Source organism: Rheinheimera metallidurans, from assembly GCF_036983985.1.
In the GTDB taxonomy this organism is placed as follows: Bacteria; Pseudomonadota; Gammaproteobacteria; order Enterobacterales; family Alteromonadaceae; genus Alishewanella; species Alishewanella metallidurans.
The window spans coordinates 493,724-517,525 of sequence record NZ_JALAHQ010000001.1; the positions used below are offsets into that span (position 1 = coordinate 493,724).

General features: G+C 43.3%; 26 protein-coding genes and 3 tRNA genes. 16 read left to right on the forward strand and 13 right to left on the reverse strand.

Annotated features, from left to right (window positions below; translation table 11 throughout):
* The first annotated feature begins 164 nt into the window (after positions 1-164).
* The 8 genes from MN199_RS02325 (at position 165) to gpt (ending at position 8,330) form a co-directional block, all read left to right on the forward strand.
* On the forward strand, positions 165-2,927 hold the full coding sequence (locus MN199_RS02325) for a hybrid sensor histidine kinase/response regulator (protein WP_132581946.1): 2,763 nt from the start codon (positions 165-167) through the stop codon (positions 2,925-2,927).
* 144 nt (positions 2,928-3,071) lie between these two features.
* A tRNA-Phe gene (locus MN199_RS02330) sits at positions 3,072-3,147 on the forward strand.
* A gap of 61 nt (positions 3,148-3,208) precedes the next feature.
* Positions 3,209-3,284 (forward strand) — tRNA-Thr (locus MN199_RS02335).
* Positions 3,285-3,302: 18 nt separating this feature from the next.
* Positions 3,303-3,378: transfer RNA gene (locus MN199_RS02340), tRNA-Phe, on the forward strand.
* Positions 3,379-3,521: 143 nt separating this feature from the next.
* Positions 3,522-5,687 carry a prolyl oligopeptidase family serine peptidase gene (locus tag MN199_RS02345; protein ID WP_335738294.1) on the forward strand — a complete coding sequence of 722 codons (2,166 nt, stop codon included), beginning with the start codon at positions 3,522-3,524 and terminating at the stop codon, positions 5,685-5,687.
* Positions 5,688-5,902: 215 nt separating this feature from the next.
* Positions 5,903-7,117, forward strand: coding sequence for a phosphopentomutase (locus tag MN199_RS02350; protein WP_132581950.1), 1,215 nt, complete (start codon positions 5,903-5,905; stop codon positions 7,115-7,117).
* A 9-nt stretch (positions 7,118-7,126) separates the two neighbouring features.
* On the forward strand, positions 7,127-7,828 hold the full coding sequence (gene deoD / locus MN199_RS02355) for a purine-nucleoside phosphorylase (protein WP_132581952.1): 702 nt from the start codon (positions 7,127-7,129) through the stop codon (positions 7,826-7,828).
* A gap of 31 nt (positions 7,829-7,859) precedes the next feature.
* Positions 7,860-8,330: a xanthine phosphoribosyltransferase gene (gene gpt, locus MN199_RS02360; RefSeq protein WP_132581954.1), complete on the forward strand. Its 471-nt coding sequence runs from the start codon at positions 7,860-7,862 to the stop codon at positions 8,328-8,330.
* A gap of 25 nt (positions 8,331-8,355) precedes the next feature.
* Here gpt and MN199_RS02365 read toward each other — a convergent pair whose 3' ends face one another.
* The 8 genes from MN199_RS02365 to queF all read right to left on the reverse strand — a co-directional run bounded on the left by MN199_RS02365 (position 8,356) and on the right by queF (position 16,413).
* Entirely contained in the window at positions 8,356-8,574 is a 219-nt protein-coding gene (locus tag MN199_RS02365) for a VF530 family protein (RefSeq protein ID WP_132581956.1), read from the reverse strand.
* A 67-nt stretch (positions 8,575-8,641) separates the two neighbouring features.
* Positions 8,642-9,649 carry an isocitrate dehydrogenase gene (locus MN199_RS02370; protein ID WP_132581958.1) on the reverse strand — a complete coding sequence of 336 codons (1,008 nt, stop codon included), beginning with the start codon at positions 9,647-9,649 and terminating at the stop codon, positions 8,642-8,644.
* Positions 9,650-9,811: 162 nt separating this feature from the next.
* Entirely contained in the window at positions 9,812-11,218 is a 1,407-nt protein-coding gene (locus MN199_RS02375) for a hypothetical protein (RefSeq protein WP_335738295.1), read from the reverse strand.
* On the reverse strand, positions 11,205-11,636 hold the full coding sequence (locus tag MN199_RS02380) for a DUF3192 domain-containing protein (RefSeq protein ID WP_335738296.1): 432 nt from the start codon (positions 11,634-11,636) through the stop codon (positions 11,205-11,207). The genes MN199_RS02375 and MN199_RS02380 overlap by 14 nt, the downstream gene beginning before the upstream one ends.
* Before the next feature lie 2 nt (positions 11,637-11,638).
* A complete protein-coding gene (xni, locus tag MN199_RS02385; RefSeq protein WP_335738297.1) occupies positions 11,639-12,448 on the reverse strand; it encodes a flap endonuclease Xni in 810 nt (269 codons plus the stop codon).
* Positions 12,449-13,807: a nucleotide 5'-monophosphate nucleosidase PpnN gene (gene ppnN, locus MN199_RS02390; RefSeq protein ID WP_335738298.1), complete on the reverse strand. Its 1,359-nt coding sequence runs from the start codon at positions 13,805-13,807 to the stop codon at positions 12,449-12,451. It abuts the gene before it with no gap.
* A gap of 33 nt (positions 13,808-13,840) precedes the next feature.
* Entirely contained in the window at positions 13,841-15,394 is a 1,554-nt protein-coding gene (locus MN199_RS02395; RefSeq protein WP_165907369.1) for a GGDEF domain-containing protein, read from the reverse strand.
* Positions 15,395-15,570: 176 nt separating this feature from the next.
* A complete protein-coding gene (queF, locus tag MN199_RS02400; protein WP_335738299.1) occupies positions 15,571-16,413 on the reverse strand; it encodes an NADPH-dependent 7-cyano-7-deazaguanine reductase QueF in 843 nt (280 codons plus the stop codon).
* Between the two features lie 74 nt (positions 16,414-16,487).
* Between queF and syd the strand changes: the two genes are divergently transcribed.
* On the forward strand, positions 16,488-17,039 hold the full coding sequence (gene syd, locus MN199_RS02405) for a SecY-interacting protein (RefSeq protein WP_335738300.1): 552 nt from the start codon (positions 16,488-16,490) through the stop codon (positions 17,037-17,039).
* Here syd and MN199_RS02410 read toward each other — a convergent pair.
* Together MN199_RS02410 and MN199_RS02415 are read right to left on the reverse strand one after the other, a co-directional pair.
* Entirely contained in the window at positions 17,024-17,803 is a 780-nt protein-coding gene (locus MN199_RS02410; RefSeq protein WP_335738301.1) for a Zn-ribbon-containing protein, read from the reverse strand. The genes syd and MN199_RS02410 overlap by 16 nt on opposite strands.
* A 2-nt stretch (positions 17,804-17,805) precedes the next feature.
* Positions 17,806-18,093 (reverse strand): hypothetical protein, encoded by a 288-nt coding sequence (locus tag MN199_RS02415; RefSeq protein WP_132581976.1) that lies wholly within the window; start codon positions 18,091-18,093, stop codon positions 17,806-17,808.
* 188 nt (positions 18,094-18,281) lie between these two features.
* Between MN199_RS02415 and MN199_RS02420 the strand changes: the two genes are divergently transcribed.
* The 3 genes from MN199_RS02420 to MN199_RS02430 all read left to right on the forward strand — a co-directional run bounded on the left by MN199_RS02420 (position 18,282) and on the right by MN199_RS02430 (position 19,743).
* A complete protein-coding gene (locus MN199_RS02420) occupies positions 18,282-18,641 on the forward strand; it encodes a DUF3192 domain-containing protein (RefSeq protein ID WP_132581978.1) in 360 nt (119 codons plus the stop codon).
* A 120-nt stretch (positions 18,642-18,761) separates the two neighbouring features.
* A complete protein-coding gene (locus MN199_RS02425; RefSeq protein ID WP_132581980.1) occupies positions 18,762-19,415 on the forward strand; it encodes a GNAT family N-acetyltransferase in 654 nt (217 codons plus the stop codon).
* A 13-nt stretch (positions 19,416-19,428) separates the two neighbouring features.
* The gene (locus MN199_RS02430; protein ID WP_335738302.1) at positions 19,429-19,743 is read left to right on the forward strand and encodes an Mpo1-like protein; all 315 of its coding nucleotides are present in this window, start codon (positions 19,429-19,431) and stop codon (positions 19,741-19,743) included.
* Between the two features lie 12 nt (positions 19,744-19,755).
* Here MN199_RS02430 and MN199_RS02435 read toward each other — a convergent pair whose 3' ends face one another.
* Positions 19,756-20,055, reverse strand: a complete 300-nt coding sequence (locus MN199_RS02435; RefSeq protein ID WP_132581984.1) for a DUF3301 domain-containing protein — start codon at positions 20,053-20,055, stop codon at positions 19,756-19,758.
* 109 nt (positions 20,056-20,164) lie between these two features.
* Between MN199_RS02435 and MN199_RS02440 the strand changes: the two genes are divergently transcribed.
* From MN199_RS02440 to MN199_RS02450, 3 genes are read left to right on the forward strand one after another with little or no spacing between them, the layout of a single operon-like run.
* On the forward strand, positions 20,165-20,485 hold the full coding sequence (locus tag MN199_RS02440) for a YqcC family protein (RefSeq protein ID WP_132581986.1): 321 nt from the start codon (positions 20,165-20,167) through the stop codon (positions 20,483-20,485).
* Entirely contained in the window at positions 20,482-21,294 is an 813-nt protein-coding gene (gene truC, locus MN199_RS02445; protein WP_335738303.1) for a tRNA pseudouridine(65) synthase TruC, read from the forward strand. Before MN199_RS02440 ends, truC begins: the two co-directional genes overlap by 4 nt.
* A complete protein-coding gene (locus tag MN199_RS02450; RefSeq protein WP_132581987.1) occupies positions 21,276-21,722 on the forward strand; it encodes a flavodoxin in 447 nt (148 codons plus the stop codon). Before truC ends, MN199_RS02450 begins: the two co-directional genes overlap by 19 nt.
* Here the strand turns inward: MN199_RS02450 and cysZ are convergent.
* On the reverse strand, positions 21,719-22,480 hold the full coding sequence (gene cysZ, locus MN199_RS02455) for a sulfate transporter CysZ (protein ID WP_132581988.1): 762 nt from the start codon (positions 22,478-22,480) through the stop codon (positions 21,719-21,721). The genes MN199_RS02450 and cysZ overlap by 4 nt on opposite strands.
* A 216-nt stretch (positions 22,481-22,696) precedes the next feature.
* On the opposite strand from cysZ, the gene MN199_RS02460 reads away from it, so the two are divergent.
* Entirely contained in the window at positions 22,697-22,891 is a 195-nt protein-coding gene (locus MN199_RS02460) for a hypothetical protein (RefSeq protein ID WP_132581990.1), read from the forward strand.
* A gap of 56 nt (positions 22,892-22,947) precedes the next feature.
* On the opposite strand, the gene panC is transcribed toward MN199_RS02460, so the two are convergent.
* Complete coding sequence (gene panC, locus MN199_RS02465) at positions 22,948-23,799, reverse strand: pantoate--beta-alanine ligase (protein ID WP_132581992.1); 852 nt, start codon at positions 23,797-23,799, stop codon at positions 22,948-22,950.
* Positions 23,800-23,802: the final 3 nt, after the last annotated feature.

The following is a 23,802-nucleotide window of genomic DNA, read 5'->3' on the forward strand; positions in this document are numbered from 1 at the left end:
AAAGCGCAGTCAACGATATCTAACGTTAAACGCCAGCATTAAGCTGGCGTTTTTGTGACAACAAAATCGCGGCGCAATTATACGGTTACGCAAGAGGCTAAAAATTGTTAAACTGCTAAACAAATTACGTAGTGTGCAGTAAAAGCAGAGAAATTGGACAGCTAATGAAAAACACCTCTTTTAGTCGGCCTATCTTTAAGCGCCTTATATTACTCAGCTTATTTACGCTATTAGTGCAAGCTGGCCTGTTTATGGCGTTAAATCAGCCAGATCCTAATTACAATGATAAGCAGTTAGCTCGCCTTAGTGCTGACGCTACGTTAGTACAACGTGCAATAACGCCGTTGCTGCAAAGTAATAATAGTAGCGCTACCGAGCAGGTATTATTTCAAACGCGTAATGGCGATCCAACTAGAGCCTTATATTTATATCGCCAAGCAGAACGTGGTGATGTTGAACTTATTGCTAATACTAATAACGTACAAGGCTTTGTACCCCAACCACTTTGGACTGAGAGCGCTGAGCAAAATAATGAATATTTGGTGGTGCACCAGATTATAAGTTTAAAGCCAGAACAGAAAGCACTACTCATTTATGTACAACAACTCGATATTAAGCCGCAGTGGCCTTATGCCGCAGCTTTTGGCGTAAGTTTAGTGATTGGCTTGATACTAAGTTTGCTTTTTGCGTCAATTATTTCAGGCTTTTTTAGCCGCCGTATAAAACCGCTATTGCTTGGCACACATCAAGCTTTAGACAACGAGCAGTTTGATATCAGTGTCGATAGCCATGCACAAGATAGTTATGGCGTGCTTGGCAGTCATATTAATCAGTTGTTTCGTAAAATTGAGCAAGGTCATGCTGCGCTGGCTGAGTCAGAGCAAAATATTAAAAACCTTAAGCAAGAAGTGGACACGCGGATTAAAGAGCGCACCGATGCTTTAGAAACGGCAAAATTAACCGCTGAAAAAGCGAATGAAGCTAAGTCAACGTTTTTGGCAACGATGAGTCATGAAATCCGAACGCCAATGAATGGCATTATAGGTACTATAGATTTACTGCGTAAAACTCAGTTATCTACGTCACAGTTTCGCATGACAGACACGATACGCGAATCATCATTCTCATTACTGCGCATTTTAGATGATATTTTAGACTTCTCGAAAATTGAAGCTGGTAAGTTACAATTAGAAACGATACCGCTGTCATTGGTCGAAATTATTGAAGCTGTGGGCCGTATCTTAGTGTCGGTTGCGTATCAGCGACAAATCGATTTAAAGCTATTTATTGACCCACGTATTCCTTATGGTTTAGTTGGCGATCCGGTGCGCTTAAGACAGATTTTGTATAATTTGGCGGGTAACGCGATAAAGTTTACCCAAACCACGCCAGAGAAAATTGGTTTAGTCATTATTAAAGCTGATTTGCTAGAAGAGAATATGGATTTTAGCCAGATCCAGTTCAGTATTATTGATAACGGCAAAGGCATGACTCAGCGTCAAATTAGCTATGTTTTCCAACCGTTTAGTCAAGCTGAAGGCTCTATAACGCGCAAGTTTGGTGGCACAGGTTTAGGTTTATCAATTTGTCAGCGCTTAACGTCGTTAATGTATGGCGATATCAACGTTAAAAGCCAGGTTGATCAAGGTACGGAGTTTATTGTTCGCGTGCCTATGCGTCGCTCTGATGAAATTCAGTATCTTGATAAAGAACTATTACGTGATATTCATTTGTGCTTGTTTACTACCGACCCGCACAACCAAACGCATTTGACCGAGTACTTTGAATATGCCGATGCAGAGCTTGAAGTCGCTAATAGCTTTGAGGCTTTGTTGCAGCGCGCAGAGAATACCAAGCCCTTACCGCCAAAACAGGCAGCTGTTTGGGTCTTAGATGCAACTTACGAGCAAATTTCAGCGAACCAGATTGATCAGCTACAACAAATGCCGACTATGGGGCAGGTGCAGTTTGTTATTATTACTAATCAAGTTGAGTTATCTGAACGCAGTACAGACCGTGTCTATTATTTACATAGCTCGCCAATTTGCCGCAGTCATCTTTATGACGCCGTGCTTATCGCGGCCAAGCGTAAAGCTAAACCAGTATATGCTGGCGAAAAAATTACTGCGACTGCAGCACCGTCGATCGAGCAGGCTCGTAAGCAGCGTAAGCTAATACTACTGGCTGAAGATAACTTAATGAATCAGCGCGTTATTGTTGATCAGCTTAATGCCCTAGGTTATGCCGTTGAGGTTGCGGACGACGGTGCTATAGCGCTGGAAAAATGGCGCCAATTTCACTATCCACTTATTTTAACCGACTTGCATATGCCGAATATGAGCGGTTACGATTTAGCCAGTGCTATTCGTAAAGAAAGCCTGCATTTAAGTGAGGGCGCCGAATTTACGCGGATTGTTGCTGTAACAGCGAATGCGCTTAAAGGTGAAGAGCAAAAATGCCTGAGCATTGGTATGGACGGCTATATAACTAAGCCAATAGAGCTTGCCACGCTTGAAATTATGTTAACCCGTTGGTTGCCGCACAAGGCCGATATTAAAAAGCTTGTTAGTCTAAATAGTGAGGTTGCGCAGCAGGCTTCGCCTATTTGCTTTACTACTATAGCTAATTTTCTTGGCAACGATTCCAGTAAGCACGAAGAGCATTTAAACTATTTTGTTAAGCATGCTGCTGATTTACTTGCTACGTTAGCGACGCATTTAGAAAGCAATGATCGCAGCGGAGTTAGGGCTGTGGCACATCAACTAAAATCTGTAGCAAAAAGTATCGGAGCGCTAAGTTTATCAGAGCAAGCTCTCAGTCTTGAAACTGCTGCAGAGAATAGTGACTGGTCGGTAATTAAAGAATACAGCCGAGTAATCCAAGAAAAATATCAAGATGTGGTAAATTACGTCAAGCAGCGTTATTAAGGTAAAATACACATTAAACCGGCATAGCGGTGGCGGTTTAGTGTGTAATTCGCACTTATTGTATAACTAATAAGCTAACAGTACTTACTTGATAAAATATCTGTTGACTTAATATCGTAAAATCCGTTTAATACGACCCGCGTTGCCCAGATAGCTCAGTCGGTAGAGCAGCGGATTGAAAATCCGCGTGTCCCTGGTTCGATTCCGGGTCTGGGCACCATTAATTAGGTGCTAAAGTTGTTAAGTGTAAAATTAGAGCAACTTTTTCTATAACGTAGTTTGCCGCTTTAGCTCAGTTGGTAGAGCAACTGACTTGTAATCAGTAGGTCATCCGTTCGACTCGGATAAGCGGCACCATTTACGTAACACAGTTTTGCCCAGATAGCTCAGTCGGTAGAGCAGCGGATTGAAAATCCGCGTGTCCCTGGTTCGATTCCGGGTCTGGGCACCATTACAGCGAAAGCCAGTCATTTGACTGGCTTTTTTGCTTTTTAATCTTATAGCGCATAAAAACCGATTGCCTGAAATAGGCAAAACGGCACATCTTTGTTAAGCTCAGGCGCGATAAAACAACAAGAAACAGGGAGCTCTTCGATGAAACACGTACTTAGTATTCTAGCGGTATCTTTGCTAGCCGCTTGTGGCGGTGAGCCAAACACGGCTACTGTAACCGAACCGAATAATGTAACTATGACTGAAACTACAAAAAACGCGCTAACTTACCCGCAAACAGCCAAAGGTAAAGTAGTTGATAGCTATTTTGATAATAAAATTGCTGATCCTTACCGCTGGCTTGAAGATGATCGCAGTAAAGAAACTGAAGCTTGGGTTAAAGCACAAAATAAGGTCACTTTTGATTACTTAGCTACTATTCCCTATCGTGAAACAATAAAGCAAAAATTAGCCGCGTCATGGAATTATGAGAAAATCAGTGCGCCGTTTAAAGAAGGCAAATATACCTATTTCTATAAAAATGACGGCTTACAAAACCAGTATGTGCTCTATCGCCAATTAGACGATGGTAGCAGTGAAGTGTTTTTAGACCCGAACACCTTTAGTGCTGATGGCACCACGTCATTAGCTGAAACCAGCTTTTCTAAAGACGGTTCTAAACTTGCCTATTCTATTTCAGAAGGTGGCAGTGACTGGCGCAAGATCATCGTTATTGATGTTGAAACTAAACAGAAATTAGAAACCGAACTGGTTGATGTAAAATTCAGTGGTATTAGCTGGTTTGGTAATGAAGGCTTTTATTACTCGAGTTACGACAAGCCCGATGGCAGTGAGTTGTCAGCTAAAACTGATCAACATAAGTTGTATTATCACCAGTTGGGCACAGCACAGAAAAATGACCCAGTTATTTTTGGCGATACTGACAGCGAAAAGCACCGTTATGTTGGCGCTTCTGTAACTGAAGATGACAAATATTTGCTGATTACAGCAGCGGTTTCAACGTCAGGTAATAAGCTGTTTTTAAAAGATTTAACTAAGCCAGATAGCGCGCTAGTTACTATTTTAGATCACACTGATTCAGATACCCGTTTATTGGATAACGATGGTAGCAAGTTGTATTTAGTTACCAACCTAAACGCACCTAATAAAAAGGTGGTAACGGTAGACGCAGTAAAGCCTCAGCCTGAATATTGGGTTGACTTAATCCCGCATACTGAACATGTGTTAAGTGCATCTACCGGTAGTGGTTTTATTTTTGCTGAGTACATGGTTGATGCTATTGCTAAAGTGCAACAGTACGATTACAGCGGCAAATTGGTGCGTGATGTAGAGCTGCCAGGTGTAGGTAGTGTCGGTGGTTTTAGTGGCAAAAAGCTGGATGCTAATTTGTACTATACCTTTACCAATTACACGACAGCACAGACGATTTATAGTTTTAACCCTGCTTCAGGTGATTCAAAGCTTTATAGTAAATCAGGTGCTAATTTTGACAGCGAAAACTACGTGTCAGAGCAGGTATTTTATAGCTCTAAAGATGGTACTAAAGTGCCTATGATTATCAGCTATAAAAAAGGCTTAAAGCGCGACGGTACTAACCCAACCATATTGTATGGTTATGGCGGCTTTAACGTTAGTTTAACGCCAAGCTTTAGTATTCCTAATGCTGTATGGCTAGATATGGGCGGCGTATATGCGGTGCCTAATCTACGTGGTGGTGGCGAATACGGTAAAGCATGGCATCAGGCTGGTACTCAGTTGCAAAAGCAAAACGTATTTGATGACTTTATTGCTGCCGCTGAATACTTAGAAAAGCAGGGCTATACCTCAAGCAATAAATTGGCTATTCGTGGTGGCTCTAACGGCGGTTTATTAGTTGGTGCAGTGATGACCCAACGGCCAGACCTTGTTAAGGTTGCACTGCCAGCGGTAGGCGTAATGGATATGCTGCGTTACCATACCTTTACCGCGGGCGCTGGCTGGGCCTATGACTATGGTACTAGCGAGCAAAGCCAAGAAATGTTCGATTACTTACGTGGTTATTCACCGGTGCATAATGTTAAAGCCGGGGTTTCGTACCCTGCAACTATGGTAACAACGGCCGATCACGATGACCGCGTAGTACCGGCACATTCATTTAAGTTTGCTGCAGAGTTACAAGCCAAAGATGCCGGTACAAACCCGCAGTTAATACGCATTGAAACTAATGCTGGCCACGGTGCAGGTACGCCGGTATCGAAACAAATTGAGCAAATGGCCGATATATTTAGCTTTACATTATATAACATGGGCTATAAACAACTACCGTAAATAGGTGTTGTTTTAGTTGTTGTTACAATTAAACCCCGCCCTTGTGGCGGGTTTTGTCTTGGTTTTATGCTGTACGGTTATAGCCATAGTGTTGTATTGCGGCTGGCTTAGTTTTACACTGTTTGCCCTTTTTGAAAACTGCGTTGTAGCACTATTGTTTTGCGCTTAACGTAACGTAATTACTCACCCAGTTAACACCACATCGGAGCAGGACTATGACAAAAAAAGTAGTGATCCTAGTACTAGATAGCTTTGGTATTGGTTATGCACCCGATGCGGCTAAATTTGGTGATGTTGGTGCGAATACTTTCGCCAGTATTGCTAAGGTGTTTCATCAGCAAAAAGGCCGGCAGTTAGCCTTGCCTAATTTAGCTCGGTTAGGCTTAGTTAAAGCCGGCACAGCGGCTTCGGGTGGCGTACAGGCTGATATAGCAGACACTGAGCAACTGCTCGGTGGTTATGGTTATGCGCGAGAGCTTAGCAGCGGCAAAGATACCCCTAGTGGGCACTGGGAAATGGCTGGTGTACCTGTGTTATTTGAATGGGGCTATTTTCTTGATAAAACCCAGAGTTTTCCTGCCGCACTGATAGACGAATTATGTCGGCGCACTGGTGTGCCGGGTATTTTAGGTAACTGTCATGCTTCAGGCACCGATATTTTAGTTAAACTGGGCGACGAGCATATTAAAACCGGTAAACCTATTTGCTATACCTCGGCGGACAGCGTATTTCAGGTAGCCGCGCACGAAACGCATTTTGGCTTGGACCGCTTACTCGATTTTTGCTTGGTAGCGCGTGAATTACTAGATAGTTACAACATCGGCCGTGTTATTGCTCGGCCGTTTTTAGGCGACAATGCAACTAATTATGCTCGTACCGGAAACCGACGAGATTACTCGGTACTGCCACCTGCAGCTACAGTATTAGATAAGTTAACTGCTGCTGGCGGTAAGGTAGTTAGCATTGGTAAAATTGCCGACATTTATGCGCACCAAGGCATTAGTAGCAGTATTAAAGCCACCGGTTTAGCCGATTTAATCGACACCACCCTGACGCAAATGGCACAGCAAGTAGACAATAGTATTGTATTTACTAACTTAGTGGATTTTGATCAAAACTTTGGTCATCGCCGCGACCCTATTGGCTATGGCGAAGCTTTAGAATACTTTGATCAACGTTTACCTGAACTGATGGCGGCCTGTGCGCCCGATAGCTTGTTGTTGCTTAGCGCGGATCACGGTTGCGACCCTACTTGGCATGGCACTGAACATACGCGTGAGTATATTCCGGTGCTGGTGTATAAGCCGGGCATGCAGCCAGTAAACTTGGGTGAGCGCATGAGCTTTGCTGATATAGGCCAAACGCTGGCTGACTATTTTGGGCTGGACGCTATGGCGTACGGCGATTCGTTTTTAACTTCGATTAATTAAGAGACTTTTATGGCTACTCCGCATATTAATGCAGCAGCAGATGCTTTTGCGCCAACCGTATTAATGCCAGGCGATCCACTTAGGGCAAAACATATTGCCGAAACCTATTTAACTGACGTGGTATGCGTAAATACGGTGCGTAACATGTTGGGTTACACCGGAACTTATAAAGGTAAACCAGTTAGCGTGCTGGGCTCTGGCATGGGCGTACCGTCTATCTCTATATATGCAACTGAGCTGGTTAAGTTTTTTGGTGTAAAAAACATTATTCGTATTGGTTCTTGTGGTGGTTTGCCGCTAGATGTAAAGGTACGAGATGTCGTCATTGGTATGGGCGCCAGCACCGATTCTAGTGTGAACCGCAACCGTTTAGGCGGCTTAGATTTTGCTGCTATTGCTAGCTTTAATCTGCTAGAAAAAGCCGTCGTTGCCGCCCGAGCCAAGCAGATTGACGTTAAGGTAGGTAATGTTTTTACCTCTGACTTATTTTATAACCCTAACCCAACCTTATTTGACACCTTAGAAAAATATGGCGTGTTGGCAATAGAAATGGAAGCTGCCGGTTTATACGGTGTTGCCGCCGAGTATGGTATTAACGCGTTAGCCATTTTCACCGTGAGCGATCATATTCGTACCGGTGAGTCACTGAGTGCTGAGCTGCGCCAAACCAGTTTTAATGAAATGGTTGAAGTGGCGCTGGGCTGCTTATAATTTTTGCGTTAGCCAATGTGTAGGGCAGGGTATGTCATTATCAACAAATAAAATGTTTTACGTGTCGTGGGAGTCGTTTCACCATGCCACTAAAGAGCTGGCACATCGGCTGCTAGGTAAAAACTATACCGCTATTGTTGCAGTAAGCCGTGGTGGTTTAGTGCCCGCGGCTATTTTAGCTAGAGAGCTGAATATTCGTGTTATTGATAGTATTTGTGTTGCCAGCTACCAGCATGATAAACAAGGTAAGCTAAGTATTTTAAAAGCGGCGAGTTTGCAAGATGATGCTAGTTTGCTGATTGTTGACGATCTGGTTGATACCGGTGAAACTGCCAGGGTCTTGCGTGAGCATTTCCCCAAAGCGAGCTTTGTTACCGTGTATGCTAAACCGCAGGGTAAACCCCTAGTTGATTACTATGTTGCTGATATAGAACAAGATACCTGGATCCAGCTACCTTGGGATATGGAGCTTGCCTATAGCAAGCCACTGGTAGATAAGTAAGCTCGGTTAAGACGCTGTATTAGTGCTACTGATACAGCTTTTCTGCAATATATAACTCTTCAACTTTCTGCCGTGCCCAAGGTGTTCTGCGTAAAAATTTTAGACTGCTTTTAACCGAAGGGTCTAGTTTAAAACAGTTAATATCAATCTGTTTAGCCAGTTCTGTCCAGCCAAAATGCGTAACTAGTGCAGTAACAATTTGCTCTAAGGTTACGCCATGTAATACGTTGTTAGGTTGCGACATACCCAGCTCCTCGTTTATAGGCAAAAAAATAGCCATACAATGATGGCTATTATAACAAAACCAATGCTTATAAGCGCTCTAATACTGCGGCGGTAAAGTCTGTAGTGCCAAAGCTGCCGCCTAGATCGCGAGTAGTGCGATCGCCAGTGGCAATAACATCAGCCAGTGCTGCGCGAATTTTCTCTGCCTTATCTTGCTGGCCTAAATATTCTAACATTTGAATAGAAGCTAAAATAACTGAGCTTGGGTTAGCTAAGTTCTTGCCAGCAATATCGGGAGCACTGCCGTGTACCGCTTCAAAAACTGCGCAGTCAGTACCAATGTTTGCACCCGGCGCCATACCTAAACCGCCAACTAAACCAGCACATAAGTCAGATAAAATATCACCGAATAAGTTAGTCGTGACAATAACGTCAAATTGCTGCGGGTTCATCACTAGTTGCATACAGGCGTTATCGACAATCATTTCTTGGGTTTCAATGTCGGGATAACGGGTTGCCACTTCACGCGCGGTTTTTAAGAATAAACCCGACGTTGATTTTAAGATATTGGCTTTGTGTACTATGGTTACTTTTTTACGTTTTTCACGGCGTGCTGTTTCAAAAGCAAATACCGCAATACGCTCTGCGCCCTCGCGGGTAATAATGCTGGTGGCTTCCGCTACCATGCCATCAGCAGACACCACCTGACCATGGCCAGAGTACATACCTTCGGTATTTTCTCGGATCGTAATAATGTCAATATTCTCGTAGCGAGCTTTAGTGCCCTTAAACGAAATGACTGGGCGCACATTGGAATACAGATTAAATTTTTTCCGTAACGTGACATTAATCGATGTAAAACCATCACCTACTGGCGTCGTTAGTGGACCTTTTAGCGTGATCTTATTACGCGCAATAGCATCTAATGTGGCTTGTGGTAGTAATTCGCCGGTTTTTTCTAGTGCAGTTAAACCCGCGTCAACATATTCATATTCAAATTCACAGCCAACTTTGTCTAGTACCTGAATGGCGGCTTCAACGATGCTTGGGCCAATGCCATCGCCTTTAATGACAGTAATAATTTGCTTGCTCATGGGGATCCTTAGCTGTCGTACTACATAGATACAGAAGGCCCAGAACGGGCCATAAACGGCGCAGAATATAGCATTTTTCGGCTATTCACGCCAGTTTACGGCACTGTTGCCACAGCAGTAACGATTATACTCTGTATAAGTAAGATAAATGGTGTAGTAACGCTATAAGCTAAGTTGTAGCGGACAATAACATTGACAATGGCTAGCTAACTGCATTAACCAGTTTGATAAATTATGGCTAAGTAGCTGGCTTTGTTGTGCACGGCTTATTAGCGGTGGCAATTGTTGCGGTATTTGATTAGTGAGCACGGCTATACCGCTATACCAAGCCAGCTGCAGCGCTAAGCTTTGTTGGCTATTAGGAAGCGTTTTTTCTGCTTGTAGCCAGTGCTGTGCTGCCGGCTGCCATTCACTAAGGTTGTACTGTCGTAGTAAGCCAAAAACCAGTTGCTGTGTGTCTGGCTTTTGGTAGTGGTTATCGGATATACGTATACGAAAATCGGTTTTAGTGCGCACGAGCAAGGCCGATGCATAACTTGTATTGTCCAGCCATAGTGGCGCGCTAATGCACAATGATAAAGCTTGCCAGTAGGCAATGCTGTGTTGTTTAGCTGGCAAGAGCACACTAAGTGCATACGCCACAATAGCGCTAAACTGTTGTAGTATCAGCTGGTTAGGCTGGTGTAATTGCATTAGATTGGCGTGTAGCTCCGCTTCGGTCAAAATATGTGGTAATTGGGTTCGGCCAAGTAAATTTAGCGCTAAATGTAAATCAACAACTTGAGTCTTAAGCCGGTTTAACTGGCTTGCTCTTGCTAATACTGTTGTACCAAGAGCCGCAGACTGACGCAGATAATGTTCAATATCTTTATTATCGGCAGCAAATAGCTGATAAATTTTGGCGTTACTAATTAAGTCTGTATTGTCTGTTAGATGATCATCAGTTACTGCATTATCTAACGCGGCTGGTAAGGTTAAATAGCATAAAATATGCTGCAGCAAACGCAATTCATACTCACTGTTACTTAGTGCGATACGTATACCTATGCGTTGCAGCAACGGTTCTGATCCTTTGCGATTATCGCTTAAGTATTCTGCCTGGGTAAGCACCAAACTTAACGGGTTTTGCAGCCAACTTGCTTGTTTACGCTCGCTTGGGTAGCAGCCGGCTAGTACGGTTAATAACGAGGTGTTTTGACCATCTAATTGTAGCAAGCGCGCAGCCGCTAAGGCAGGAAAAGGCAATAAATTCGGCCATTGTTGCTGTTGTGGCATAGCCCGCACCAAGATACTACAAAAAGCAGCCTGTAATAGTAATCGCCAAATTGGCTTAGGCCATTGATAATGCTGGCATAACAGTAATGTTAGCTCAATTTTCTCTACGCTAGGCGGTAGGTCAGCATGCTCCTTTAGCAAGCTTAGGCTGTTATCAACGAGGCTTAAGCGCAGCGTTGTGAGTTGTTGGCTTAATTTCAGCAGGTTGGTTGTGTCGGCAAGCTTAGCGATATGAGCGGTACTTTGTTGCAGCAAACGTTGATAGCGCAACCAGTCGACGTTATGGTTTTGCACTGGTGGTCGCTGCCTGATACTGCGAAGTTGCAGCATCACCAATCGCAATTAAGCGACGATTTTTAAATAATAATGCGGTGCATTCATCGGCAGTGGTAATACCGTCAGCTTTACTGCGATGGGTACGATAATAAAGTACCTGATATAGCACCTTGCCTTGTTGTTGGGCAAAGGTAATATCCGGAGCGCCTAACCGCGCTAATACTTGCTGCTGTAAAACAGTGTCATTAAGCTGATATTTACTAATTATTTTATGGTTAAACACTTCACGATCGGCCCAATTCATTTGCTCAACATCATCTTGATACCACAACAACACCGCCGCAGTAAGCAATACGTATACAACTAAACCGAACATAATGCCGCTAAATTTGCCAAACCGAAGTTGAGTATGAGTTAAAGCGGTTAGCCATTGCATATCTAATGAGCCTGCGGGTTAATACGCATTTCTTGCAGGTTCAGCCCAAGTTGTACATCGGTTCTTAAGGTTAAAAGCTGCATAAAAATTTTGATTTGCTCTTTGTGTTGTAAAATTTTTTCACGTAGTTTTCTATGGCAATCAGGGTGTTCTAAAGCGTCGGTTAAGGTTGCACCTAATGCCAGTAAATCGTGAGCACCTTTGGGGCCAATACCGTTTACACCAGGAATATGGTTAGTACTATCGCCGACTAAACTCCAATAACGCACCAGTTGTGCTGTGCTAACGCCAAACTTTTGCTGCACACTGTCTTCGTCATGAAATTGGCGTAAAAACGGGTCATAAATATGAATATTGTCAGCAAGTAGCGGTAAAAAACCTTTGTCGGTAGACACTATAGTTACTTGCTGCCCATGTTGTGCCAGTTTAGTCGCGACAGAGGCAATAATATCATCGGCTTCATATTCGTCTTGTTCTACGCTATTAATGCCGATAGTACTGGCGCAATGCTTTAAACCCACAAGAGCATCAGCCAATATCGCTGACATCGGTTTGCGGTTAGCTTTATAGTCAGGATATAGCGCCTTACGCCACTGGCTGCCACGACCATCAAACACCAATAGTGCATGGCTGGGTTTTAGGTCGTGTTGTAGCCGCGTTAGGGCTTGGCGCAACATATTTTCGGTATTATGCACAATTTGTATTTTAGTGCTTTCTGCTACGTCATCTTGCAATGGTAAATACGGCCGCTCTTGAACCGCATATAACCGCCGGATTAAGTTAAGCGCATCAATAAGTAGCAGGTGTACCATTTAACGTACAACCTTATAGCAAGGTTCATATTTACTACCGGGTAGTTTCATTCTGCCTTGATTAACAAAAGCTTGTAATAAGTTATCCATCATTTGCATTAACTTAGGTTCACCGCTTATTTGAAATGGCCCTTGCTGACGAATAGCTTTAATGCCGTCATCTTTTACATTGCCGGCGACAATACCCGAAAATGCGCGCCGCAGATTAGCAGCCAGTGTTGCGCTGTCTTGATCCAAGTGCAAGTCGAGTGCGGCCATATTCTGATGATTTGGGATAAAAGGTTGCTGAAATCCGGCTTCAATTTTCAGCGTCCAGTTAAAATGATAAGCATCGCCTACCGATTTACGGTAGTGTCGCACCGCAATTGTGCCCTGTTTCAGTTTGCGCGCTACTTCTGGTGGGTTATCAATAATAATTTCAAATAGGCTTAATGCTTCTTTACCTAAAGTATTTTCAATAAAGTTAGAGATATCATTAAAGTAGGCTTCGCTTTGTTTAGGGCCAGTTAAAATGATGGGCAGTGCTTGTTGGCGGTTGTCTTTGTGCAACATAATGCCTAACAGATATAGCAGCTCTTCTGCAGTACCTGCGCCACCAGGAAAGATAATAATGCCGTGTGCTACACGAATAAAGGCTTCAAGCCGTTTTTCAATATCCGGTAAAATAACGAGCTCATTAACAATAGGGTTTGGCGGTTCAGCAGCAATAATGCCAGGTTCGGTTAAGCCGAGATAGCGGCCAGTGCTGCGGCGTTGTTTATTATGGCCAATGGTCGCGCCTTTCATTGGACCTTTCATGGCGCCTGGGCCGCAGCCAGTACAAATATCCATGCCGCGTAGGCCAAGTTCGTAGCCCACTTCTTTGGTATATTTATATTCTGCTTCGCTGATGGAGTGGCCACCCCAGCACACGATCATATTAGGTTCATTGCTGGCGTCGATAACTCGGGCATTGCGTAAAATATCAAATACCGTATGGGTAATATGGGCACCGTTGTTTAAATCTAACCAGCTTTTGTCGCTTTGCAAGCGGTTGTGATAAAACAGAATGTCGCGCAAAACGGCAAATAGGTGTTCATGTATACCTTTAATAATCTCGCCGTCAACAAAGGCACTTGCTGGCGGATTAAATAACTCAATTTTAATGCCGCGCTCTCGGCTTATTAAATTAACCGCAAAGTCTTGGTACTGCTCATAAATTTCTGCTGAGCTGTCGGTATGGCTGCCAACGTTAAGTACCGCTAGGCAGCAATTACGAAATAATTTAAATGCTTCGCGCTGGGTATTTTGTTTTAAATGGTCGACTTCTAATTGTGATAATAAGTCCATTGACCCTAGTGGGTTTAGCTGCACATGCATATGTGCTCCTTAATGTATTAACAACACCCGCTGTTACTTAGCGGGTTTAAGTATTACTTTGTCTCGGCCGGATTTTTTCGCTTCATATAAAGCTTCATCGGCGCGGTCAAAAGCACTGCGGCTAGTATCGTTACTGCTAAATTGGGTCGCACCAAATGAAATAGTAATAGGGACACTAACATTTTTAAATTTAAACGGAATTTTACGAATTTTTTCACGAAGCATATTTAACGGCGCTTCTACTTCGCTAAGCTCACTTTCCGGGAATAGAATAATAAATTCTTCGCCGCCGTAGCGGGCAATAAAATCGGTTTCACGCAAATGCAGTTTTAATGCCTTGGCGATAACCTGTAAGGTTTTATCGCCTGCGCTGTGGCCATAGTTATCGTTAATGCTTTTAAAGTGGTCAATGTCGGCTAATGCCACACACAATGGCTTGTTATAGCGCTGAGCCCGTTTAATTTCTAACTGGTAGCGCTCGTCAAAGGCGGCGCGGTTTGCTATACCGGTTAGCGCATCTTGCAAACTACGGAAGTTTTGATCAGAAATACGTTTTTTAAAGGTTAGCGCATCGGCTTCTAGCTCATTTAACCGTGCTTCCATGCTGTCCAGTGTGCTAAGCAAGCTTTGTCTATCTTGTTGCTCTAGCTTATCTTTTGCGCGCATTGAATTAGCAATAGCCGACAATTTGTCACTTACTAAGGCTTTTAATTGTTCTAACGAGGTCGCACGTTGGCTAGCTGCACCTAAATGGGTAATTTGCTGCTCTATTTGCTGGTTTAGCACCAGCATTTTTTCTTGTAGTTCAGAAGAGGTGTTTAGCGATGAAACAACGGCTTGTTGCACACTAGAGAGTGCGTCATTTAGTTTTAGTAAAAAATGCTCCGCTGACTGCCGCTCTTGGTTAATGCTGGTAATGATAATGCTAATGGTTTTAAGGCAAGCTTCTAGCAACACATCAATGGTTAGGTTGCCAAGTAAGCTAACCCGAATTTTATCCATTTCAGTGGCGCAGTCATCGGCAAACGCCAGCTCACTAAGTAAGTTGGTTAGCTCAATGCTTATTTTGCGGCAAGTATGGCTATAGCGATCATCGTCTGCGTTGTCACCAGTGAGTTGTTGCTTCGCCTGTAAAGCCTGCTGATACAGCTCGGTCAGATTATTTATATGTGGTAAGAAGGCGTGAACTGTCGCTGATGGCGTTTCCACCTTAGTTAATAAGTCGCGTAAATCACGGCGTAACTGATCAGGTAAGCCTTTTTGTTTTTGCAGTAATTTACCAGCATCAGTTAAGCCCTGCTGCACTTTTTGCACATCAGTTTGGTGCTTAGCTTCAAACTGCTTTAAGGTTTCACTGGTGCCTTCTATAAATGGCAGTAGTTTTTCTAAGTCAGTACCGCGATTTAGCTCAGTGCGTAATTTAGCCAAACGGTTATCTAGCTCAACATCGACACCTTTACACGCTAATGACAGTCGGGCAACAAACTGCGCCAGTATTTTAAACTGTGCTTCGTAAGTGTCTTCAAGCACTTTACGTGCTTTAAGGGCGTTGCTTAGTTGTTTTTTCGTGTCATCTTGCAAGGGCATCACCTGCCTGCTGTTTATTAAATAGTTGTTTAAACATAAGTATATCGACTATCGCTATAAATGCGATATCTGATTGTCTAGAAATGAAGTTTTTGTTAAAACCGAGCTGGCAAACACGTTACGGTAGGCAAAACGCCTACCGGGTTAGCATTGTATAATAATGCGAATTATCTAGATTACTGGCGGCTTAAACGAATCGCCGGAGGAGTATAAGGTGCGCTAGCACGCCATGGGTTAATATCTAAACCTCCACGCCTAGTATAACGCGCGTAAACGGCCAAAAAGCTTGGTTGGCAACGCGTCCAAATATCACTAAATATACGCTCAACGCATTGTTCGTGAAATTCATTGTGGCCACGAAAGCTGATCAAGTAACGTAGCAAGGCTTCATGATCGATGGCTTTACCACGATAGTGGATATACACACTTGCCCAATCAGGCTGAGAAGTAATTAAGCAGTTTGATTTTAATAAATGCGAGTGTACACGTTCGTCTACAACATCTGCATCCGGCTGTACCTGCAACAAACTTGCGTCATATTGGTATTGATTAACTTCAATATCCAGCTCGTCGATACAACGCCCAGGGATCCAGGTTGGTTGAAACGCCATAATTTCATTAACATTATGTAGGCTTACTTTTACCGGTTTGCCGGCACAAGCTGATAAATCTGTATGTAAATGCTTATAAACCTTACTTAAATCAGTAAATCTGCTTTGGTTAAAGCTATTTAGGTATAACTTAAACGATTTAGACTCAATTAAGTTTTCTGAGTCATACGGCACCACAAAGGTCGCTAAAGCCACCATGGGTTTACCTTTGGCATTAAGCCAAGATAGCTCATAACCGTGCCAAATATCCTGACCAATAAAAGGCAGAACAGTCGTGTTTATGCCTATATCGTCGCGGCCTAAACTACGCGGTACCGCTTGTAATAAACTGGCATCATATTTATCAGCATAGGCGGTTACTTTACCTAAGCTTAGCCCAGCAAGAATATCGGATTGGCTTTGACTCATGTCGGTTACTGTTATCACTGCAAGGTTAACGATACAATGACGCTAGTTTATCATAAAGTATGACGGAAGGTCGCGTGAGTCTGGCAAGCAATTACTCTCAGTTTATTCATCAAGCGTTGCAGTGGCATCAACAGCAACAAAGCGTGCTAACAACTTGGGTTGATACGGCAAGCCCTTCGCCATGTCAGCACGGCGATATTATCGATAACAATGTAGCGTGGCAGCCAGTATTACAGCAACCGAGCGCCGATTTCACTAATGTTGAACAGGCGCTTGAGCTTACACTGCATGATGATATTAAAACCTTCTATAGCCAGCACTATGGTGCTGGCTTAGCGGCTGAACATCAGCGTGGTAAGTTAGCCTTGCTAATGGTGTGGAATAACGATGATTTGAAGCGGCTGCAAGAAAATATTATCGGTCACATTATGATGAAACGGCGGTTAAAACAGCGTGAAACCGTATTCTTTGCCACCACAGAAGATGACGCTGTTTTACTCTCTGTACTAAATAGCAGCGGTGAAGTGTTCGTTGAACATGTTGGCCAAGATGTGTCAGAAAAGCTCGCTGACAACTTGGCTGAGTTTTTTACCCAGTTAACGCCGTGCCATTACGATGAGCTTTGACAATCCCAAGCGATATTGCTCAGCAGCCTACAGCTATCACATTTAAAATCAAAAATGTCATGCATAGGTTTTACTAAACGCCAACTTTCGCCACATCCAGGGCAGGTTTTATCTGCTTCTGCTGAGCAATTAGTGCTGGTGCCGCTATACAACGCATAAAAAACCGGTATGCCGTTTGTGAGCTCCAGTTGCTTTGCCAGCTTTCTACCTTGCTTATTCAGTGTGCTATGCAACTGCTGCAGGCTTCGCTCTGCGGTTTTATCTAGTACACGAGTGTGCTGCATCTGAATTTCATCTAATGCTTGATACTGCAGCTGCCAGCGGATCAACTGTTCATGATCTGGCTCCGATGTCTTTAACTGATACAAGGCTGTAGGCGCAAAATGTTCGCCGCAGCGCAGTGGCGAGCAGGTATCGCTAAATCGAGTATATAAAATATAACTTTTGGCTTTAGCGCAGGGATCGGTATGAGGTGACATTAAATCCATTCCCAATACGTGCAATTGCGGATAGGCCAGCCCTGCGTTGCCAAGCTGCTGTAACGCGGTATTACCTAGTTTGCTGTGATACTTAGCTAATAAGGCGTGCTCATCGGGGATTACAATACGGCTACAAAAACGATCTTGCTGCCAGGCAGTAGGAAACTCGCGGCCTAATATTTGGCCGTTAAAAATCAGCTTTTCAATATAATGGCGAATGGCTGATTCCGCCTGAGCAAAATTGGTATCGGCAATAATTTTAAATTCTAGCTCGGCCACATACATATTTAGTTGTCCAACTTGCTGAGTAATAAATCAAGCTTCGCTTCAATTCTGGCTAAGGTTAGCTCTAGTTCCCTCGATGAGGTTTGAGGTGTTATTTCAGTTTGTGGCACAGCAATGTTTACGTCAGTGGCAATAACAGGGTTAGCTCGCCAGTGTTGATAAGCACTAAACAATTGTTGTGGCGTAATGCGGCCGGCTAAGCGGGCACGAAATAAGGCCAAACTGGGTGTTTTACCTTCGTACTGCAGTTGCGCGGCTATCTGCTGTAGCAATGTTACTGGATCTGTCATTAGTATTGCCGAATTGACTAACAAGTAGCGAAATTTACCATTGTTAGCGCAGCAATAGTAGAGTTAACTTTATAAGTTGCTGTTTTCAAATTAATTAATGTTTGGCATGCGCTTTGCTGTATGTATTTTAACAAATAGTATTAAGCCGCAAAGGCTTAGTTTTTATTAAAATAAACAGGAAAATTATTATGTTAGCTAAATTTTTAGTCGCGGCAACTTTGGCGATAACGTTAACAGGGTGTGTAGTAGCGGTGGGTGGTAAGCACGAATTTGATGATGAGAGCAATTGGCAAAAAACTCAGCGTTATAACCAAGACCAAGTTAATCAGTTGGAACTGGACAGGTCGCTACAAGATATTCGTAACCTAATGGGCGCCCCTGATTTTAGTGAATCGTTTAGCAAAGATGGTGAGACGGTGCAGGTATTGTTTTATCGTACCCATCATGTAAAAAGTGATGGCAAAACTACAAAGGATGAATGTACAGCACTTATTTTTAAACAAAATAAATTAGTAGGTTGGGGCGATAAAGCCTATCAATATTTATAAAGTGATTAGCAATTCGGCAGTGAATAGTGGTGGTGGGACAGCAGTAAGGTGTTGTATTTGTCAACGACTAACCTTGCTGTTATTGTGGATAATATATCGACAATAGAACAAGGGATCGTTATGTTAACTGAATTAAATACGGTAGAGCTAGAACGACTAAAAGCCATATTACTTACTGCTGACGAGCTAAAGCTTGCCGCATCGCTATTGTTTCAGTCTTATCATGATGACCCGTTGTTTATGGAGATTTTTCGCGCAGAAAAGCCAGACTATGAACAGCGCTTACGTGCCGCAATTCGTGAAGAACTAAATGCCTTTTGGCAAGCTAAGCAGCCAATTATTGGCCTATTTCAAGGTGAGCAATTGTATGGTGTGGCCTGTGTTATAACACCAGACTCAGGTATCGGCTCTAATCGGCTTTGGCATTGGCGTTTAAATATGTTGCTAACCGCAGGCTATGTTTCTACCAAGCAATTACTAGAAAAAGAACAAAAAATTCATGCAGCAATTCCCGCTGAGCGCTACCATATGTTGGCATTTATTGCCGTGGCACCGAAACAACAGCAATTAGGATTGGGGCATTACCTGGTACACGCGGTTGACTCTATTGTTGATAAAGACGAAACATCAGAGGGTATTGGCGTGTTTGTTACGCTAGAAAAATATAAAGCTTTCTTTGCGGATGATAAATATCAAACGGTCACTGACTTAGCATTTAATACCGTAAGTGGCACCCTGATGTTTCGGCAAAGACAGCCATTATTGGCGAGATAGCAAGGTAAGTGGTATGCAAAAATTTAATAGTTTCGCTGAATTTTATCCTTATTACCTTAGCGAACACCGCAGCCCTATATGTCGTGCATTACACTACATTGGTAGCAGCTTAGTACTGGGGGCATTGCTATTAATGCTAGTAAGCCAGCAGTGGCGCTATTGGTGGCTATTACCGCTAATGGGTTATGGCTTTGCGTGGGTGGGACATTTAGTATTTGAACACAATAAACCCGCTACCTTTAAATATCCGTTTTATAGCCTAGCCGCCGATTGGGTGATGTTAAAAGATTTCTTAACCGGGCAGTTAAAACATAAGCTACCCCGTTAAATAGGCGGGGTATTAGTTAATGCGATAAGCAGGCAAATTAAAGGCTGCTAATCGCATACCATTAAGTTGTAATTCTGCTTGATAGCGGCTTTCACCATCACCGCTAAAATCGACCTGATAAAAAGTAATAAAGCGCAGCCGGCCATTAATTTTTTTAAAGCTATGGCCTGAGCGGCCGCAATCTAGCATTTGTAATTGCTGTTGCTGGCATAACTGGTTTGCGACCACAATGGCGCGTTCATCTTGCTTGCGCTGTAACCAAAAAGCATAACAAATTGTGCTGATAATCAGCAATAGTAATACTGAACCCATACATCTCTCCATAGGCTAATGTCTGATCATGCTGTTAGTTAGATGAATTTACAAGGGCTGGCTGCGGCTATTGCTTATGGTAAACTACAGCGCATTAAATGAGGTAGTTATGTCAGATGTAGTTGAGTCGTTACTAGCAGCGCTAGAGACCGAGCTTAAACAGTTACAATATTGGAGTGTGTTACCGCCATCGGCAAAGGCTATGGCCAGCAATCTGCCGTTTTGTTATGACACGATGACACTGCAGCAATGGTTGCAACATGTGTTTATTCCACGCATGCGTGCGCTACTAGAGTCAGAACATCCTCTACCGAATAAGATTGGTATATCGCCAATAGCAGAGCAAGCCTTTAACCCTGCAGATAAACGTGTGGTGCCATTACTGACTATTATTGCCAAGCTAGATCAAACTCTTTGTGGTGCAACATGAGTTCAGCTGTACCTTTTGCATTAACCGAACCGCTTAAGATTATTTATCAAGATGAGCATATTGTCGCGGTAGATAAGCCTAGCGGTATGCTAGTGCATCGCTCATTTTTAGATAAGCATGAAACCGTGTTTGTAATGCAAACGTTGCGTAACCAAATTGGCCAGCATGTGTTTCCGGTGCATCGTTTAGATAGACCGACTTCCGGCGTGCTATTGTTTGCCTTATCTAGTGAGGTAGCGCGCTTCCTCGGCGAGCAGCAAGAGAAAAAATTATGGCGCAAGCATTACCTTGCTGTTGTAAGAGGTTTTTTGCCGCAAGGTGGCGAGCTAAATTATGCGCTCAAAGAACAATTAGATAAAATTGCTGACAAATTTAGTCGCGATGATAAGGCCGCGCAAGAGGCTATCACCCGTTATCAACCGCTAGCACAAGTTGAGTTACCTATTGCGGTAAGTAAATACCCAGCCGCGCGTTATTCGTTAGTCGCACTGCAGCCAATAACCGGACGTAAGCATCAATTGCGTCGTCATTTAGCCCATTTACGCTACCCCATTGTTGGCGATACTAGCCATGGCGATGGCAAGCATAATGCGTTGTTCAAAGACCATTTTAATTGTCGCCGCTTAATGCTAATTGCGAAACAGCTACGGTTACCGCACCCGGTTACGGGCGAGTTATTAATACTTAATGCCAGCCTCAATGAGCTAGAGCCTGTGTTTAGCCAGTTTGGCTGGCCAATAGATGATGATTATTACCAACAACAATTCACTACGTTTTTTTCGGAGGATAAATGGCAAAAATCGCCCTAATGGTAGGTACTGTTTATGGTGCTGCCGAATATGTTGCTGAACAGGCACTGCCGTTATTAGCTAGTTTTGACCACGAGGTTAGTTTTTATAATGACGCCAAACTCGATAACGTATTAGCATTTGATGCCGATATTTGGCTGGTTATTACCTCAACTACGGGTGATGGCGATATTCCAGATAACCTGTTTCCATTCTATTTGGAGTTACAAAACCGCTTCCCATTATTAACCGGTAAGCGGTTTGCTGTGGTTGCACTGGGAGATAGCAGTTACGATACATTTTGTGGCGCCGGCGAGCAGTTTAGAAGCTTGCTGCTAGAGCTACAAGGCACCGAGTTAGCACCTATGCTGCGTATCGATGCGGGTGAAACCCTAGAGCCAGAAACGCTAGCTTTACCGTGGTTAGAGCAATGTTTTTCGGCTGTTTAGCAATATTTATCTAGTTTGTTGTAGGCTTTGGCTCCTGGCGCTTTAAGTGCTGGATCATTTTGTGCAGCCAGCTTGTCTACCCACATTGCTGTAGCGCCGCAAACGGCTATTGGCATAACAAATAGGTTAAACAAAGGGACCATGCAGGCAATATTAACGGTAATGCCAAAGGCAAAGCTGGTGCTTGGTTGGCTGCGCAGTTGTTGTCGCATAGTACTAAAACTAATTTTATGGTTGTCGTAAGGGTAATCAACATACTGAATTGCCAGCAACCAGCTGGTAAATAAAAACCATAAAATTGGACCAATAACCGGTAAAAATAAAAATAGAACAAATAGTACAATAGCCCGTGGTGCGGCATAAATAAATTTTTGCCACTCGCGGCCCAACAAACGCGGCACATCTTTTAAAAAGCCCGCTATGCCAATGTCGGGTACGGTTTTACCGCTTAAATGCGCTGCTACTTTTTCACTTAACAAACCATTAAAGGGCGCGGCAATAAAGTTAGCAAGCATAGTAAAGCTATAAGCTAAGCCCAGTACTAAGGTCATTACACCAAGTGGGATCAACAGATATTCAAGCCAGTGTAGCCAGCTTGGCAAATATTGCTGTATAGCGCTAATCAGCAGGTTGACTTGCTGCAGTAAAAAATAAAAGGCAAATGAAAACAACACTAAATTTATGCTTAGCGGTACTAATACAAAACGTTTTAAACCTTTGGTGTGGATCAAACTTAAGCCACGAAAAAAATAGTACATTACAACCTCAATCTGTAATAGCTTGCCAGCTTAGTTGGTAGTATAAGGCACGACCGTGCGAGATAGGTCGCTGAAAAGCGGAATTTTTGGTAACAGAATATAACGCATGTAATGGTAGCTAGCTTTTTAGTAGCAGTTTTATGCTAGAATATAGGCACTTTTTGCCGCAGCGCGGTGTGTTTTAATATTTACAACAACTTCAGATAGGGGTGGGATATGATGATGTTAGGCTCTGCGCTGATATTTGCTATAACGATATTGTGTTTGTTGGCAGGGTTAACCTTTCTGTTTTCAGCATTCTTTGTGCCGGCAACTGTTGGCGCAGAAAAACAATTTGAACAACGTTTAGAATACGGCATGTTTGCTGCGGCAGGCTTAATAGGCTACGCGGTAATGTTGTTTATGGGCTAAGTAGCGTGCATTAAATATAGAAATGGCAGCGTAGGCTGCCATTTCTATCAGTACACTTATACTTCTTCTATTACTATATTGTCTATGATTCGCGTATTACCAAGCCAAGCGGCCGCTAAAACTACTTTTTTCTGCTCTTTGTTGGTGGCTAACGCTAAGTCGCTTTGCGCAGAAATATCGATATAGTCTGGTGTAAAACCGGCATCAATTAACTGCTGCTTCGCTTGCTGTTCTAATTGGCGGTAGTTATGGTTACCGGCTAAAATTTGTGTGCGTAACTGCTTTAGTATTTTAAATAGAGCTGGTGCCTGAGCCCGTTGTTCTGCAGTTAAATACCCGTTACGTGAGCTTAGTGCGAGATCATCTTCGGCACGTTCAGTTTGCACGCCAACGATATCAATCGGCATCGACAAATCTATAACCATCTGACGAATAATGGCGAGTTGCTGATAGTCTTTTAAACCAAAGCAGGCAACATCTGGCTGCACAATATTAAACAACTTACACACAATGGTAGATACACCGCGAAAATGCCCAGCACGGCTGGCGCCACAGTGTAAGTCGCCCAGTATTGGCACTTCAACATAGGTTTGTACATCTAGGCCACGTGGATACATCATTTCGGGCGTGGGTGTAAATACGACGTCGGCGCCATAGTCGCTTAACCCTTGGCAATCGGCTTCTAAGGTACGAGGGTAGCTATGTAAATCTTCGTTTTTACCAAATTGCATTGGGTTAACAAAGATGCTGACTATAACTCTATCAGCTTTAGTTTTCGCAACCTCAACCAAGCGCAAATGTCCTTGATGCAGGTTGCCCATGGTAGGCACAAAAGCAATGGTTTCACCATTTCTACGCCAGATACTAATTTGTGCACGTAGTGCGTCAATCGAGTTAAGTATATTCATCGG